Raw genomic sequence first — 14,066 nt, 5'->3', positions numbered from 1 at the left:
AACAGAGAATATTATGCTGAAAGTATCAGAAAAAGCGCTAAAGAGAATAGTACAATTGAAAGAGAACGAAGGACACTCTGAGTCTCACAACCTACGGGTGTCTGTGAAAGGCGGAGGGTGTTCGGGATTGATGTATGACTTATCCTTCGATGATCAAATCACCGACAAAGATGACGTCTTCGAAGACAAAGGTGTCAAAGTAATCGTCGACAAGAAAAGTTTATTCTACTTACTTGACACTACTTTGGATTTTTCGGATGGGCTCAATGGCAAGGGGTTTCAGTTTATCAATCCCAATGCCACAAGAACTTGCGGTTGCGGAGAGAGTTTTGCCGTATAAATAAGCCAACGAATTACATGTTTATACATGGTATTTCCCCTAATACTTAGGGGAATCACTTATTTTTCCAGAAATTAACATATTATAACTAATATTTGTTTGCGGATATCAAGGATTACAATACTTTTGTATCACGCTAAAGTTAATAACAAAGCAAAAAAATTAATCCTTTAAATGAAAGTTTGGCACGGTTCTAGCAATTAACCAAATATCAAATAAAGGTAACAAAGGTAAGTTTAGGTTAGGTTGGTTTAGGGGTTGCACCGCAAGGGCAGCCCCTTCTTTTTTATCCTCACTCTACTACTCCATATGAAAGATTTGAGGATCAGTCTGTATTTCTGGGGGAGAGATGATGGATCACTTCGTTATTCAACGATTCAATGTTCAAAACGGATCAGTCTGTAAACTTGGGGGATTGAAAAAATCACGCATAAATTTTAGATAGTCTGTAGAGGAAAAATTCTACGTTTTGAACACCTCTGAATTGAGATCTAAAGGCCTTGATCTTGGCATTGAAAGATTCTGCTGACGCATTGGTACTTCGATGATCAAAGAAATTGAGAATACTCTGATAGTGGTTTTGTATTGTTCTGGCCACTGTGTTGAAGGACTTGAAGCCTGCCTTTTCTACCTTGTCATACCATTGAGCCAAACGAGTAAATGCAACTCCTTTGACCTTGCTACTTTGATAAATGTAAGCGAGTTCTCTTGAGAGTTTGTAGGCTTTTTCCAGTGAAGGATAGTGTTTGAAGAGTATCTCTGCACGGTGGACTTGTGAGACAGTCCAGTTGTGTTCGCTTTTGAAAAGCAAGTACCTGCTTCTAGCCAAAAGTTGCTTCTCTGTATCGCCATTTTCGAGTCGATGGGCAACATAAGACTTACCTGCTTCACGACTCAATTCAATTTCTTTATTTTCCTGATCGATGGCTTCCCATCTGTAAGCAATGCGCATTTCTTGTACCGCATCATAGGCCAATTTTTGAACATGAAAGCGGTCTGTTACTAACTGGGCTTTTGGAAAGCTGCGTCTAACTATTTTTTCCATGCTAGCAGCCATATCCAGTGTGACTTCTTGGACTTTGCGCCTTAAAGTACTGTCAACTTGCTTCAATACCGCGTTTACTTGCTCACTATCAGTTCCTTTGACCAAAGCAACTAAGCTACCTTTCCTTCCTTTTGCTGCTTTATTGGTCACAATTGTATAAAGCTCTCCTTGTGAGAGAGCAGTCTCATCAATACTTAAATGAGTGCCCATGTTTTCGGGGAACAATATCCAATCAGAGGCGTGCTCCCGTTGAGGCCATTGCATGAAATTGCTCAAATAGAAGACATATTGGTGTTCGAGTTGCTTACTATTGAGATGAAATAGTTCGGCAACCAGCTTGCAGCTTATAGGCTTGGAATCCAGGAGTTCCGTTTTAAAAAAAGCGCGAATTCCTCTGTCATCCGCGTACCTGTTGCTACCATTTTCCAATCCCTGCTTACATTTTTGCCAGTATCCTCATTGAGCCACTTCCTACGCTTGATCTTAAGATAGCAGGGCTTGCCGCGAAGAGGAAAATCTTGAATGGAAACCTCATCAAAGAATCCTTTGGAGGTCAATTTATCTCCTTTGAACTGCTGAGGGTGGATATTCTTCTCTTCCAAATAAATGAAATACGTTTTGTCCTTTAGCCTCATGGACACTACTTCGAAATAATCCAACATACCCTCAGGTAATAATAGACTCAATAACTCCTTTTCCAATGCTTTTTTCTAGCAAAGAAAATTAATTATGACTTATTGCCCCCCAGAAATACAGACTGATCCAGATTTGAGACCAATCCGTATTTCTGGGTTCAAGATTCATCGAGAAATGGTTACTGATGTTGCTCCAAGCATTACTAACTGATCCTATAGTTGACCTACAAATCAACAAGCTCTCTTTCAATTCTGCAGAAGCTTAACACATAATTCATTCTAAACTAGCCTCTGCCCGATCTTGGATTTTCAATACAGTCTTCCAGAAAAGATTACATCTCTAACACAGGCATGATATTGCACAAAATAAACACAAAAGAAACTCATCAAAACAACCTCCAAAGCCTACGCGCCCCCCGAGCCATTCATAGTAACAATATTCCCTAAGAACCCCTCTATTATTCACACCATTCGAAAGGCTGGCTATGAAGTAAAACATAATTGCCACATATATACTAGTGCGGAGAACAGTCTACAACACTAGAGAATTCACATCCCAAATCAGCATCCTCAATTAAACAAAAACACCCACTCGCTACGAAAAAAAACAGGGATTGAGTGAAAATAAAGCAGATTGGCAGGATTTTAAACACATTTGGCAGGATTCGAAAGTGAGATGTTCGCAGCTTTACACTTGTAAATACGTATTGCCCCTAAGTCAACCAGTTAGGAAACCAACCCCAACCAAAAAAGGACAGCTATATGGCTGTCCTTTTGTATTTCATAGAATCAGGCCCCTCTACTCCTCTAAGATCCCCTTCAAATCTGCTGGTGAATAATCAATAGACTTGAGAGTCTTGTCATCCTCTTTGCGATAGACCAAATACAAGCCATCCTCTTCCTTGATATAACTCTCCGTCCCCTTATTCTCCCTATAGTGCAACACTGTCGCCTGAGCCTCTTCCATCGTCTTACAAGCCTTGCTCATATTAGAACGTTGTACTTCGTCAAACAACTCAACAAACTTGTGACCAAGACCAAACTCCAATACCGCACCAGACAAGACATACTGAATATCACAAAGTGCATCAGCTATCTCCACCATATCCTTGTCTTTGATTGCTTGTTCAAGCTCTTTGAGCTCTTCCGAGATCAACTCTACACGTAGTGCGCAACGCTTCGCATCAGGGATTTTAGGGCTCTCAACTATAGGATGTTTGAATGTCCGGTGAAACTCGGCAACTTGATTGAGTGCATCTATCTTTTTCATCTGTTATTAATAAGTCTTTAAAAATTGAACACAAGGGATTTAAACATATACAACCTCTCAGTGGGATTATAACATCCCATAGCTACCACGAACTACCCTTTGTCGTTCGCTTGGTCATTATTCTCTTTTCGTATGGCTAAACTCAGAAAAAACACGAACCCACCGACAACTGCCCCTAAGATACACACCATACTAATGATTGCTTGGCTACTCATTTTGTTGCAAATTTCTTATACAAAAATCGATTGAACAGTACACCTATCAACAACACGCCTCCCCACTGGGTAACGATCGAGGCGTTACTATACACATCCATCACATTCCAACTCCCAGATTCATCAAACCAAGGGTAATTACTAAAGCCTTGTGACATCCACCAGTAAATCAAAACACATCCCAATAGTAGATTACTCACCACACAAATTTGGAAATATAGCGTTGGAAATTTCAAATCCGAATCAGTATCGAGATACTCTTCCTTGAACCGCTTGATTCCAAAAACAAGCAAGCCGTACAAAATAAACATACCAGTCAAGATCAGCCCTAACCCCCAAACCCAATCTTGATTATTGAATACATTCAAAGAATACGCCGAAGGAAACCCAAACAAGACAAAAAAGAATGAAACCCACAGCATGACTTTCCTTTTATTCAATCCCAGGTCTTGCAAATTTCGCCCCATGAGTTCTAGCATCGGCAACAGCGAACTAAAAGCTGCCATAGAAAGCGCCGCAAAAAACAATACTGACAAATACCCCCCTCCATCTACGTGAGCAAACAACTCGGGTATGATCATGAACGTCAACGCTTGGTTACCTTCCTGCAGATACGCTATGGCCTCTCCCTCTGAACTTGCCAATGCAAACACCGCTGGCAAAATTGCCATTCCAGCAATCAAAGAAGCCGTATTATTCCCCAAAGCTCCAATAAATGTATTAAGAACAACGTCTTCTTTGACTCGGGAATAAGAAGAAATTGTAATCATCAGTCCCCAGCCCGCTCCCGTAGACCAAGCCGATTGAGAAAGCGCTTCAATCCATATTTTTCCATTTGAAAAATGGCTGACGTCAATGGCAAACATATACTCCAACCCCTTGACTCCTCCATCCATATTGAGGGATATAGCCACTATAACCAGCAACAATACAAACAAACTTGGAATGAGCAATCGGTTCGTCTTTTCTAATCCTTTTTGAATACCTCGAGACAACACCCACACCCCAACCATTACACAACAGATATATGTAATCACTGTCACCCAACTACCGTTGGACACGCTCTCCCAGTGCCCCCCCATATAACTCGGATCAGTAGCAATACGATCAAGCAACGGCGTGTCATCGAATAAATTCCCTACAGAGAAGCTTAAATAACGAAGTGACCATGCTGTCACCACTGAATAATAAAAGGCAATCCCTAAGGTACATACCGTAATGAAAAATCCCATCCAAGTGTAACGTTTCCCTGCCAAGGCGGCAAAAGAGCCAATAACACCCTTTCTAAAGTTCTTGCCCATAGAAAACTCCGCCAACAACAACGGTATGGACCAAACAAACAGAAACACAATCCAAAGAATGATAAATGAACCTCCATACTGACCTGCGAGACGAGGAAAGCGCCAAAGATTGCCCGCCCCTATCGCCATACCCAATGAGGCTAGTACAATCCCCCAACGATTACTAAAATTTTCTGTGTTGCTCATGAAGACCCGAAACTACACAAAAAGAGGCGGTCTCAAAAGCAATATCTACATAGACATACTTTGAACCGCCTCTCTCCAAATCCAAATAACCTCTGCTAAATCTTTATCAACTCTAAATTCAATTTGACATTGACATCCTTGCCTACTACAAGACTACCTGTGTCCAAAGTATCATTCCAAGTCAATTTGTAATCAAAGCGATTGATGACAAACTCAGCCTTAAAACCGCTGATCACTTTCTCTCCTAGTTTGGCCATACCACTGTACTCTGCAGGAAATGTAATCTTCTTGGTCACATCGCGAATTGTTAGCCATCCAGTCACTTGATACTTGGTATCACTTTTCTTTACAAAAGACTCGCTTTTGAACGTAATCACTGGATATTTCTCTGCATTAAAAAAATCATCCTCGCGCAAGTGTTTGTCCCTCGTTACGTTTTTAGTAGTCAAACTTTTAACTTGGACCAAAGCATCAACTTTGGCACCATCAAAAGAATTCCTCTTGGACTCTACTGCACATTGAAAATCTGTAAAACTGCCTGTAACGGTCGAAATAGCCATATGGTCTACTTCAAACTCTATATTGGAATGTACAGGATCTATCTCCCACTTGGTCTGTGCCCAGGATGTAAGTGATAGACACACCAATATCAAAATTGGATATATCGTCTTTTTCATAATCTTTAGGTTTTGCTTGATAAAATATACGAAATAATGAAGACAATTCCCACCGCATTTTGTGCTATGTCTATAATTAGAGTAGATTCGATACTCTAATAAATTTACCCCATGAGTGAATACGGTTTCTGGTCTTTAGTACCTCCCCTCTTAGCAATTTTCTTAGCGCTGCGCACCAAGCAAGTCTTCCTTTCTCTCTCCATAGGCATCTGGCTTGGGTGGATTATTCTCAATAACGGCAATCCCCTCGCTGGCACTATGGACACCCTAGCAGCCTTCGTACAGGTGTTTGCTGATCCTGGCAATACACGTACTATTATCTTCACCTTGCTCGTTGGATCACTCATTGCACTGATCCAGCGTTCGGGAGGAGTCGAAGGTTTTATTCAATGGGTTTCTCGACGATTGGAAAAATCCACCAATACTACCAAAAGTCGCACTATGATTCAACTCTACGCTTCCCTCACTGGAATGATTATTTTTGTCGAATCTAACATCTCGATACTCACTGTCGGGACGCTGTATCGACCCATTTTTGACAAGATGAAAATCCCTAGAGAAAAACTCGCCTATCTGGCCGACTCTAGTTCGGCTCCCTCATGTATCATATTCCCTTTCAATGCCTGGGGAGCCTTCATCATGGGGCTACTTGCAGCCCAAGGTTTTGACAGCCCATTTTCCCTCCTCTTTGGTTCTTTGATCTATAACTTTTATCCGTTTCTCGCTATAGGGCTGGTACTTTATATCATCCTCTCCGGCAAAGACTTTGGACCTATGCGCAAAGCCGAACATCGTGCCCAAACCGAAGGCAAAGTCATCGCCGATGGAGCAACCCCCATGATTTCTGACGAGATAGCCATGATCGAACCAAAAAGCACACACAACCTCAAAGCATTCAATATGACCATCCCTATAGTCGTGATGATTGCGATGATGCCCACCATGCTTATCTATACTGGCTGGGATGACAACAATACTACTCCCCTCTTTCAACGAGTATTTACAGCAATTGGAAACGGGTCTGGTTCCACATCTGTTCTATACTCTGTCACTCTTGCAATCTTGACCTGTATGGGATTATATAGTGCACAAAGAATAATGAAGATCAAGGAAATGATAGACCTCTCCATCCAAGGAATGTCTGGAATGGTTTCTTTGGCACTATTGATGGTATTTGCATTCACAATAGGGGCCTTATGCAAAGAGCTTGGCACAGGACTATATATCGCACACGCCACAGAGGCTTGGCTTTCGCCCAAATTCGTTCCTGCCATAGTCTTTGTCACCAGTTGCTTCATTGCATTCAGTACAGGCACATCATGGGGCACCTTTGCCATCATGATATCAATCGCCGTACCAATGGCTCAAAGCATGGACAGCAACGTCAGTATGGCTATTGCTGCAGCGATTGGAGGTGGAGTATTTGGAGACCACTGCTCTCCTATCTCCGACACGACAATCATTTCATCTATGGCCTCAGCCAGTGACCACATCGATCACGTCAATACACAACTCCCCTATGCACTTGTGGCCGGTGGTGCCACTTTCATCCTCTATATGATCATGGGGTCAGTTTCATAACTCTCTCGCTAAACCACAGCAGACTCTAGCAACTCTATCTTGCCAGTTTGAGAATCCATCCTAGCACGTATCCCTATAGGCAAGGTGCTATTGTCATCAATGTGCCCAATAGGCAACCCATAAATAACCGGCACTTTGAGCTGACCCAACCGATCCGTAAGTACTTTAGTCAATGTCACATAGTGATCATCATCTACTCCTCCTGATTTAGCTACACAGCTTGCAAAAACCCCTAACACCACACCTACACATTGATCAAGCTTTCCACTATTGAGAAGCTGTGTCAGCATACGGTCCACACGATAAAGTGACTCACCTACCTCCTCCAAAAACACAATCTTGCCAGAGAAACTGACATCATACGGAGTCCCCAACATCGAACACACTATACTCAAATTACCTCCAATAAGCTGCCCCTCGGCCACCCCCTCTACAAGTACATTGTATTGATAAGATTCAGCACTCTTGACCTCCCAACTAGCAGGGCGCTGAATACTCGGTTTGGAAGTAGACATCACTACATTTCTCACCCCTGCCGTAGTATAAGGAGTAAACTCTGAAGAAGCTACTGGGCCATGGAAGCAGGCCAACCCAGTCTGCTGATGTATCGCAAAGTGCAATGCCGTGATATCACTAAACCCCATCAACACCTTAGGGTTACTTTGAATCAAGCCATAATCGAGCATTTGCAGCAATCTACCTGTACCATACCCCCCTCGTCCACAAATCACACCAGCTATATCCGGGTTTGCAAACATCTCGTGCAAATCCTCAACACGTTGCTCATCCGTCCCCGCGACAAAACCACGGCGCACATTGTAATGCCTCGAATAGACAACCTCAAACCCCAGTGCGCGCATGTTTCGCTCAGCCTTTGCCACTGCTGCTCCTACCAACGCGCTCCCTGGTGTAATCAAACCAATCGTGTCACCAGGCTGCAGCGCTTTAGGCTTCAATACATGAGTAGCTTCCTGAACCTGTTCAACGGGCATTGCCTCTCCTGTACAGTAAGACAATAAACCCGTGCCACTCCATAGGGCGGCATTTCCAATAAACTTTCTTCGATTCATAGTAGGTTCTTATTTAGGATAAATCTAAAATAAATTGGGCATAAAAAAACCCCGACGATATAGTCGAGGTTCTAATCTCTATCGAGCTGTTGATTATTTCAATTGATCAACAACTGCTTTGAAAGCTTCTGGGTGATTCATTGCTAAATCAGCCAAAACTTTTCTATTCAATTCGATTTGAGCAGCCGAAAGCTTACCCATAAACTGAGAGTAAGAAAGACCATGCTGTCTCGCACCTGCGTTGATTCTCTGAATCCACAACTTTCTAAATTCTCTCTTTTTAACTTTTCTATCTCTGTATGAGTAGCCGAGGCCCTTCTCTACGGCATTCTTCGCTACCGTCCATACATTCTTTCTTCTTCCGAAATAACCCTTGGCTAATTTCAGAACCTTTTTTCTTCTAGCTCTACTAGCTACAGTGTTTACCGATCTTGGCATAATTTTTAACTTTTTTGATGCTTGGCGTCCATTGATATATGAATCTTATAACCAACCCTCTGGTGAAAATTTGAACCTAATCTAGCCCTAGGCTTGATTAAATATGAAGCATGTCTTTAACATTAGCAACATCTGACTTATGGACTTGACCCATTTTTGTCAAATTTCTCTTCTGCTTCGTTTCTTTCTTGGTCAAGATGTGGCTCTTGAAAGCATGCTTTCTTTTGATTTTACCACTTCCTGTCAACTTGAAACGTTTCTTTGCTCCCGCTTTAGTTTTAACTTTTGGCATTTTATTAATTTAACTATTTATTTCTTTTTTAAGATTTTAGGCGAAAGCATAAGGAACATTCTCTTTCCTTCCAGCTTTGGCAACTGCTCCACCTTGGCATACTCCTCGAGTGCTTGTGCGAACTTCAATAATAAAATTTCCCCACGCTCCTTAAAGACGATAGTTCTACCTACGAAATGAACATAAGCCTTCACTTTGGCACCTTCCTCCAAAAATTTAATTGCATGCTTCAGTTTAAATTGAAAATCATGATCATCCGTATTGGGACCGAACCTGATTTCTTTCAAAACAGCCTTATGCGCTTTGGATTTAATCTCCTTCTGCTTTTTCTTTTGTTCGTACTTAAACTTCGAGTAATCCGTAATTTTACAAACAGGAGGTTCAGCTTTCGGTGAGATTTCAACAAGATCCAGACCTTGCTCTTTCGCAAGATTCAATGCTTGGCTCAACGAATACACGTCTACCTGTACATTTTCACCCACGACTCTAACTTCTCGAGCGGTTATTTTATCATTTACCTTATAGGGCTCTTCTACTCTACCTCGAAAACCCCTTCTCTGATATCTTTGTTTAGCGATTTGTTTTAAAGTTTATGTTTCAAAAATTTCGAACTGCAAATATCGACTTTTATAGAGCAAAACCAACACTTACTATAACTAATAATCGATTATCAATAATAATTATAAAAGATTTTGAATCATAGAGCTAGCCTGTAATAAATATCTGTGTTTTAACTTGAGCTTAAGTCACTCATCATTCAGCAGTTACAACTAGGCTAATATAAGCCCTATTCACGCCATCTAAGATTGAATAAATTTGTTTGGCATTAATGCTTTTAATTCATTTCTTTGCACAGATTTTTAAACCAAACAATAATAATAATGTCTGATATAGCACAAAAAGTAAAATCAATTATTATCGACAAATTAGGAGTAGAAGAGTCTGAGGTAAACGCTGAAGCAAGCTTCACTAACGATCTTGGTGCTGATTCACTTGACACAGTTGAGTTGATCATGGAGTTCGAAAAAGAATTCAACATCTCTATTCCAGACGATCAGGCTGAAAACATTGGTACTGTAGGACAGGCTATCAGCTACTTGGAAGAGAACGCAAAATAATTTTAATTATACCTAAACAGGGAACTCACAAAAATGCAATTAAAGCGAGTTGTAGTTACCGGCCTTGGAGCTCTTACACCAATAGGTAACAATCCTGACGAATACTGGCAGGGACTATCTAATGGTGTAAGCGGCGCTGCGCCTATCACCCGTTTCGACGCGGAAAAATTCAAAACCAGATTTGCTTGTGAAATCAAGAATTATGATCCTTTGGATCATTTTGATCGAAAAGAAGCACGCAAAATGGACCCATTCACGCAATATGCACATATAGTAGCAGATCAAGCGATAGTGGACTCAGGTTTGGATCTAGAAAAAATAGACGTAGACAGAGCCGGAGTGATTTGGGGAGCTGGTATCGGCGGATTGAAAACCTTCCAAGACGAAGTAATGAACTTCGCTGCAGGAGATGGCACACCAAAATACAACCCCTTTTTCATCCCTAAAATGATCGCAGATATTGCCCCAGGCATGATTTCGATCAAATACGGTTTCCGTGGACCGAATTTCACTACGGTGAGTGCATGTGCATCAGGCACCAATGCGCTATTGGATTCATTCAACTATATCCGGTTGGGTATGGCTGATATATTTATATCGGGTGGATCTGAAGCAGCAGTAACGGAATCAGGAGTTGGCGGATTCAATGCCATGAAAGCCCTGTCCGAAAGAAATGATTCTCCAGAAACAGCTTCAAGGCCATTTGACAAAGATAGAGATGGTTTTGTTTTGGGAGAAGGGGCTGCTTGTTTGATTCTAGAAGAACTAGAGCATGCCAAAGCAAGAGGAGCAAAAATATATGCAGAATTGATAGGTGGAGGCATGTCAGCAGATGCACACCACATGACAGCACCGCACCCAGAGGGAATCGGCGCAACCAATGTCATGAAAAATGCGATCAAGGATGCAAACATTTCACCTACAGAAGTAGACTATATCAACGTACATGGTACTTCTACCCCACTTGGTGATTTGAGTGAGTCTTCGGCTATCAAAAATGTATTCGGAGAACACGCCTACGACTTGAACATTTCATCGACCAAATCGATGACTGGTCATTTGCTAGGAGCTGCTGGAGCGATAGAAGCTGCAGCTTGTATCATGGCTATCCAAAACCAAATGGTACCTCCAACCATCAACCACTTCACAGACGACGAAGCGTTTGATAGCAAACTAAACTTTACATTCAACAAAGCTCAAGAAAGAAATATCAACGTTGCACTTAGCAACACCTTTGGATTTGGCGGACACAATACGTCCATCATTTTCCGTAAATACGAGTCTTAATTGGTGATTTAAAGTTTAACGAATCTGCGTTTATTTAACAGAACTAAGGATACAAATTATTCTAAATTTGTAAAGCGAATCATTGGAGGATCTCCCTCCAATATAGATTTGTATTATCTCGCCATGAGGCATACCTCTGCGGCGAAAGAGAAACGTGAAGGATTTGTTGAATCCAATGAAAGACTAGAGTATTTAGGAGATGCTGTTCTTGGACTTGTGGTAGCAGAATACCTCTTCAACAAGTACCCGTTCAAGGACGAAGGCTTCCTCACAGAAGTACGCTCGCGTATCGTAAATCGCGAAAACCTCAATCAACTAGCCAAGAAAATTGGTCTCGAAGAGATCATCCAATACAACGGTCATCTCAAGGGAAATAGACAATCTTTCAAGTCCATCTATGGAGATGCCCTAGAAGCTCTGGTAGGCGCAGTGTACCTAGACAAGGGACATAAGTTCACCAAGAACTTCATCCTTCGAAAATTAATCGTACCTCACGTCGACATAGAGATGGTGATCAGTACCGATACGAATTTCAAAAGCAAGGTCATCGAATGGTCTCAAAAGGAAAACAAAAAACTCTCCTTTGAGGTAATCGAACTAGACAGCAAAAAGCACTTCAAAAAATTTGAAGCCAAGCTATTTGTAGGCAAAAAGCAAATCAGTATAGGGCATGGTTTAAGCAAGAAAAAAGCAGAACAAGACGCAGCTGAAAAATCATGTCAATTGCTTAATATTGAGTAAATCAAAAAATTCTATGGCTCAAGTCAGAATTGGTGGGGCCTGTCTCAACCAAACACCTATTGATTGGGAAAGCAATACTCGCAACATCCGCAGTGCCATTGATGAGGCCAAAGCTCAAAATGTTCAGATCCTTTGCCTTCCAGAACTTAGCATCACCGCCTATGGGTGTCAAGACCTTTTTCTCAGTGATTGGGTAGCAACCGAAGCTCTCGATCAACTCTTGGCATTGCTCAAGCACTGCCTTGATATTACAGTATGCATAGGACTACCTATCAAACTAGAGGACCACACTTTCAATACGACTTGCCTCATCTCCAATGGTGAAATCCTAGGGTTCTATGCCAAGCAAACTCTAGCCAATGACGGCATACATTACGAAAAACGCTGGTTTACCCCTTGGCCAAAGGGCTTGCAAAAGAGCATTGAAATCAACGAAAAATCCTACCCTATTGGTGATATCACTTTTCATGTTGAAGGGCTACATATCGGGTTTGAAATTTGCGAAGATGCATGGAGTAATGACCGTCCTGCTGCTAGACTCCAAGACAAAAACATCGACCTTATCCTCAATCCAAGTGCCAGTCATTTCTCCTTTGACAAAAAGGTGCTCCGAGACAACCTCGTCAAAACGAGCAGCAAAACCTTTTCCTGTCACTACCTGTACGTCAATCAACTCGGTAATGAGTCTGGTCGTGTAATATACGATGGTGACATCCTCCTGTCTCACCGTGGAGAATTCTTGATCAAAAATAGACGACTGTCCTTTCGGCCCTACCAACTACAATACTACGACATCAATAGTACAGAGGACCCTACCCCTAAAATAGAAGAAGATTTTAAGAGCTCTAATGAAGAATTTGCACAAGTCGGTGCTCTAGCTCTCTTTGACTACATGCGTAAGACCTACATCAAAGGGTACGTCTTGTCACTCAGTGGAGGAGCAGACTCATCATCGATCGCAGTACTTGTCGCTCATATGGTACGTATAGGGCTTCAAGAACTAGGAGCGTCACAATTTGCGCAAGCCTTACATCTTGAAAACATCGACCTATCCGGTAGCACAGAGTCTATCGCTCAAAACTTAACGTCTCGCATACTGTTCACCGCATATCAAGGCACTGACAACTCGTCCGAACAAACCTTAGAATCGGCTCGTGCATTGGCAGATTCACTAGGTGCCACGTTTCGCTCATGGACTATCGACGCAAGTGTCAATCAAGCGCACCTAATCGCAGAAAAAGCCATAGGAAGAAAACTAACTTGGGAACAAGATGATATTGCACTACAAAACATCCAAGCGAGGACACGGTCTCCATTGATATGGATGATCGCCAACCTAGAGAACAAAATACTACTAACCACTTCCAATCGTAGTGAAGGCGATGTGGGCTATACCACTATGGATGGAGACACCAGTGGCAGCCTAGCTCCGATTGCTGGTGTAGACAAACCATTTGTACTACAATGGTTGAAGTATGCCGAAACCAAACTGGGCTATACCGGATTACGCTATGTCAATAGCCTAACCCCCACTGCCGAACTACGCCCCAAGGAATATACACAAACGGATGAAGATGACCTTATGCCATATCATCTGATGGTTGCTATTGAACGCCTCGGTATCGCTCAACGTAAATCACCACTTGAAGTATTCTCCGTATTGGAAAAAAGCCTACAAATCGATCGAGAACTTCTCAAAACCTACATCATCAAATTCTACAAACTTTGGTCTATCAATCAGTGGAAACGAGAAAGACTTGCTCCCTCCTTTCATATTGATGATTTCAACGTAGACCCGAAAACGTGGTGTAGATTCCCCATTGTCAGCGGAGGATTCAAAAAAGAACTAGAAGACTTGAAATCTCTTTAA

Annotated in this window: 16 protein-coding genes; 6 read left to right on the top strand and 10 right to left on the bottom strand. The window is 41.9% G+C overall.

Features of this window, described 5'->3' with window-relative positions; translation table 11 throughout:
- Positions 1 to 13 precede the first annotated feature (13 nt).
- A complete protein-coding gene (locus tag BFP72_RS05165; RefSeq protein ID WP_099598128.1) occupies positions 14 to 340 on the top strand; it encodes an iron-sulfur cluster assembly accessory protein in 327 nt (108 codons plus the stop codon).
- A gap of 424 nt (positions 341 to 764) precedes the next feature.
- Here the strand turns inward: BFP72_RS05165 and BFP72_RS05160 are convergent, their stop codons facing one another.
- From BFP72_RS05160 to BFP72_RS05140, 6 genes are all read right to left on the bottom strand, one after another.
- Positions 765 to 1,649, bottom strand: coding sequence for a transposase (locus BFP72_RS05160; protein WP_221406442.1), 885 nt, complete (start codon positions 1,647 to 1,649; stop codon positions 765 to 767).
- 80 nt (positions 1,650 to 1,729) lie between these two features.
- Complete coding sequence (locus tag BFP72_RS05155; protein WP_255397137.1) at positions 1,730 to 2,071, bottom strand: transposase; 342 nt, start codon at positions 2,069 to 2,071, stop codon at positions 1,730 to 1,732.
- 748 nt (positions 2,072 to 2,819) lie between these two features.
- Positions 2,820 to 3,290 (bottom strand): nucleoside triphosphate pyrophosphohydrolase family protein, encoded by a 471-nt coding sequence (locus BFP72_RS05150; RefSeq protein ID WP_099598126.1) that lies wholly within the window; start codon positions 3,288 to 3,290, stop codon positions 2,820 to 2,822.
- 92 nt (positions 3,291 to 3,382) lie between these two features.
- The gene (locus tag BFP72_RS18955; RefSeq protein ID WP_255397266.1) at positions 3,383 to 3,481 is read right to left on the bottom strand and encodes a hypothetical protein; all 99 of its coding nucleotides are present in this window, start codon (positions 3,479 to 3,481) and stop codon (positions 3,383 to 3,385) included.
- 20 nt (positions 3,482 to 3,501) lie between these two features.
- The gene (locus BFP72_RS05145) at positions 3,502 to 4,992 is read right to left on the bottom strand and encodes a sodium-dependent transporter (protein WP_099598125.1); all 1,491 of its coding nucleotides are present in this window, start codon (positions 4,990 to 4,992) and stop codon (positions 3,502 to 3,504) included.
- A gap of 95 nt (positions 4,993 to 5,087) precedes the next feature.
- On the bottom strand, positions 5,088 to 5,669 hold the full coding sequence (locus BFP72_RS05140) for a YceI family protein (RefSeq protein WP_099598124.1): 582 nt from the start codon (positions 5,667 to 5,669) through the stop codon (positions 5,088 to 5,090).
- A gap of 111 nt (positions 5,670 to 5,780) precedes the next feature.
- Between BFP72_RS05140 and BFP72_RS05135 the strand changes: the two genes are divergently transcribed.
- Positions 5,781 to 7,250: a Na+/H+ antiporter NhaC family protein gene (locus tag BFP72_RS05135; RefSeq protein ID WP_099598123.1), complete on the top strand. Its 1,470-nt coding sequence runs from the start codon at positions 5,781 to 5,783 to the stop codon at positions 7,248 to 7,250.
- Positions 7,251 to 7,258: 8 nt separating this feature from the next.
- Here BFP72_RS05135 and BFP72_RS05130 read toward each other — a convergent pair whose 3' ends face one another.
- The 4 genes from BFP72_RS05130 to infC form a co-directional block, all read right to left on the bottom strand.
- Positions 7,259 to 8,320, bottom strand: a complete 1,062-nt coding sequence (locus BFP72_RS05130; protein WP_099598122.1) for an LD-carboxypeptidase — start codon at positions 8,318 to 8,320, stop codon at positions 7,259 to 7,261.
- A gap of 93 nt (positions 8,321 to 8,413) precedes the next feature.
- The gene (gene rplT, locus BFP72_RS05125) at positions 8,414 to 8,758 is read right to left on the bottom strand and encodes a 50S ribosomal protein L20 (protein ID WP_099598121.1); all 345 of its coding nucleotides are present in this window, start codon (positions 8,756 to 8,758) and stop codon (positions 8,414 to 8,416) included.
- 97 nt (positions 8,759 to 8,855) lie between these two features.
- A complete protein-coding gene (gene rpmI, locus BFP72_RS05120) occupies positions 8,856 to 9,050 on the bottom strand; it encodes a 50S ribosomal protein L35 (protein WP_099598120.1) in 195 nt (64 codons plus the stop codon).
- 17 nt (positions 9,051 to 9,067) lie between these two features.
- Positions 9,068 to 9,628, bottom strand: coding sequence for a translation initiation factor IF-3 (gene infC / locus BFP72_RS05115; RefSeq protein ID WP_099598119.1), 561 nt, complete (start codon positions 9,626 to 9,628; stop codon positions 9,068 to 9,070).
- 303 nt (positions 9,629 to 9,931) lie between these two features.
- Between infC and BFP72_RS05110 the strand changes: the two genes are divergently transcribed.
- The 4 genes from BFP72_RS05110 to nadE are packed head-to-tail and all read left to right on the top strand — an operon-like array spanning position 9,932 to position 14,066.
- A complete protein-coding gene (locus BFP72_RS05110; protein ID WP_099598118.1) occupies positions 9,932 to 10,168 on the top strand; it encodes an acyl carrier protein in 237 nt (78 codons plus the stop codon).
- Positions 10,169 to 10,201: 33 nt separating this feature from the next.
- A complete protein-coding gene (fabF, locus tag BFP72_RS05105) occupies positions 10,202 to 11,455 on the top strand; it encodes a beta-ketoacyl-ACP synthase II (RefSeq protein ID WP_099598117.1) in 1,254 nt (417 codons plus the stop codon).
- 24 nt (positions 11,456 to 11,479) lie between these two features.
- On the top strand, positions 11,480 to 12,196 hold the full coding sequence (rnc, locus tag BFP72_RS05100; RefSeq protein ID WP_255397265.1) for a ribonuclease III: 717 nt from the start codon (positions 11,480 to 11,482) through the stop codon (positions 12,194 to 12,196).
- A 13-nt stretch (positions 12,197 to 12,209) separates the two neighbouring features.
- Positions 12,210 to 14,066, top strand: coding sequence for an NAD(+) synthase (gene nadE, locus BFP72_RS05095; protein WP_099598115.1), 1,857 nt, complete (start codon positions 12,210 to 12,212; stop codon positions 14,064 to 14,066).

Origin of the sequence: Reichenbachiella sp. 5M10 (assembly GCF_002742335.1) — a bacterium.
In the GTDB taxonomy this organism is placed as follows: domain Bacteria; phylum Bacteroidota; class Bacteroidia; order Cytophagales; family Cyclobacteriaceae; genus Reichenbachiella.
This window is presented reverse-complemented; position numbering and strand designations above follow the sequence as displayed.

Excerpts from the sequence above, each read along its gene's own strand:
- nadE (WP_099598115.1), top strand. The coding sequence starts at position 12,210 with ATGGCTCAAGTCAGAATTGGTGGGGCCTGTCTCAACCAAACACCTATT.
- BFP72_RS05110 (WP_099598118.1), top strand. The coding sequence starts at position 9,932 with ATGTCTGATATAGCACAAAAAGTAAAATCAATTATTATCGACAAATTA.
- BFP72_RS05165 (WP_099598128.1), top strand. The coding sequence starts at position 14 with ATGCTGAAAGTATCAGAAAAAGCGCTAAAGAGAATAGTACAATTGAAA.
- rplT (WP_099598121.1), bottom strand. The coding sequence starts at position 8,758 with ATGCCAAGATCGGTAAACACTGTAGCTAGTAGAGCTAGAAGAAAAAAG.
- BFP72_RS18955 (WP_255397266.1), bottom strand. The coding sequence starts at position 3,481 with ATGGTGTGTATCTTAGGGGCAGTTGTCGGTGGGTTCGTGTTTTTTCTG.
- BFP72_RS05145 (WP_099598125.1), bottom strand. The coding sequence starts at position 4,992 with ATGAGCAACACAGAAAATTTTAGTAATCGTTGGGGGATTGTACTAGCC.
- BFP72_RS05140 (WP_099598124.1), bottom strand. The coding sequence starts at position 5,669 with ATGAAAAAGACGATATATCCAATTTTGATATTGGTGTGTCTATCACTT.
- BFP72_RS05160 (WP_221406442.1), bottom strand. The coding sequence starts at position 1,649 with ATGCAATGGCCTCAACGGGAGCACGCCTCTGATTGGATATTGTTCCCC.
- BFP72_RS05130 (WP_099598122.1), bottom strand. The coding sequence starts at position 8,320 with ATGAATCGAAGAAAGTTTATTGGAAATGCCGCCCTATGGAGTGGCACG.
- BFP72_RS05135 (WP_099598123.1), top strand. The coding sequence starts at position 5,781 with ATGAGTGAATACGGTTTCTGGTCTTTAGTACCTCCCCTCTTAGCAATT.
- fabF (WP_099598117.1), top strand. The coding sequence starts at position 10,202 with ATGCAATTAAAGCGAGTTGTAGTTACCGGCCTTGGAGCTCTTACACCA.
- BFP72_RS05150 (WP_099598126.1), bottom strand. The coding sequence starts at position 3,290 with ATGAAAAAGATAGATGCACTCAATCAAGTTGCCGAGTTTCACCGGACA.
- rpmI (WP_099598120.1), bottom strand. The coding sequence starts at position 9,050 with ATGCCAAAAGTTAAAACTAAAGCGGGAGCAAAGAAACGTTTCAAGTTG.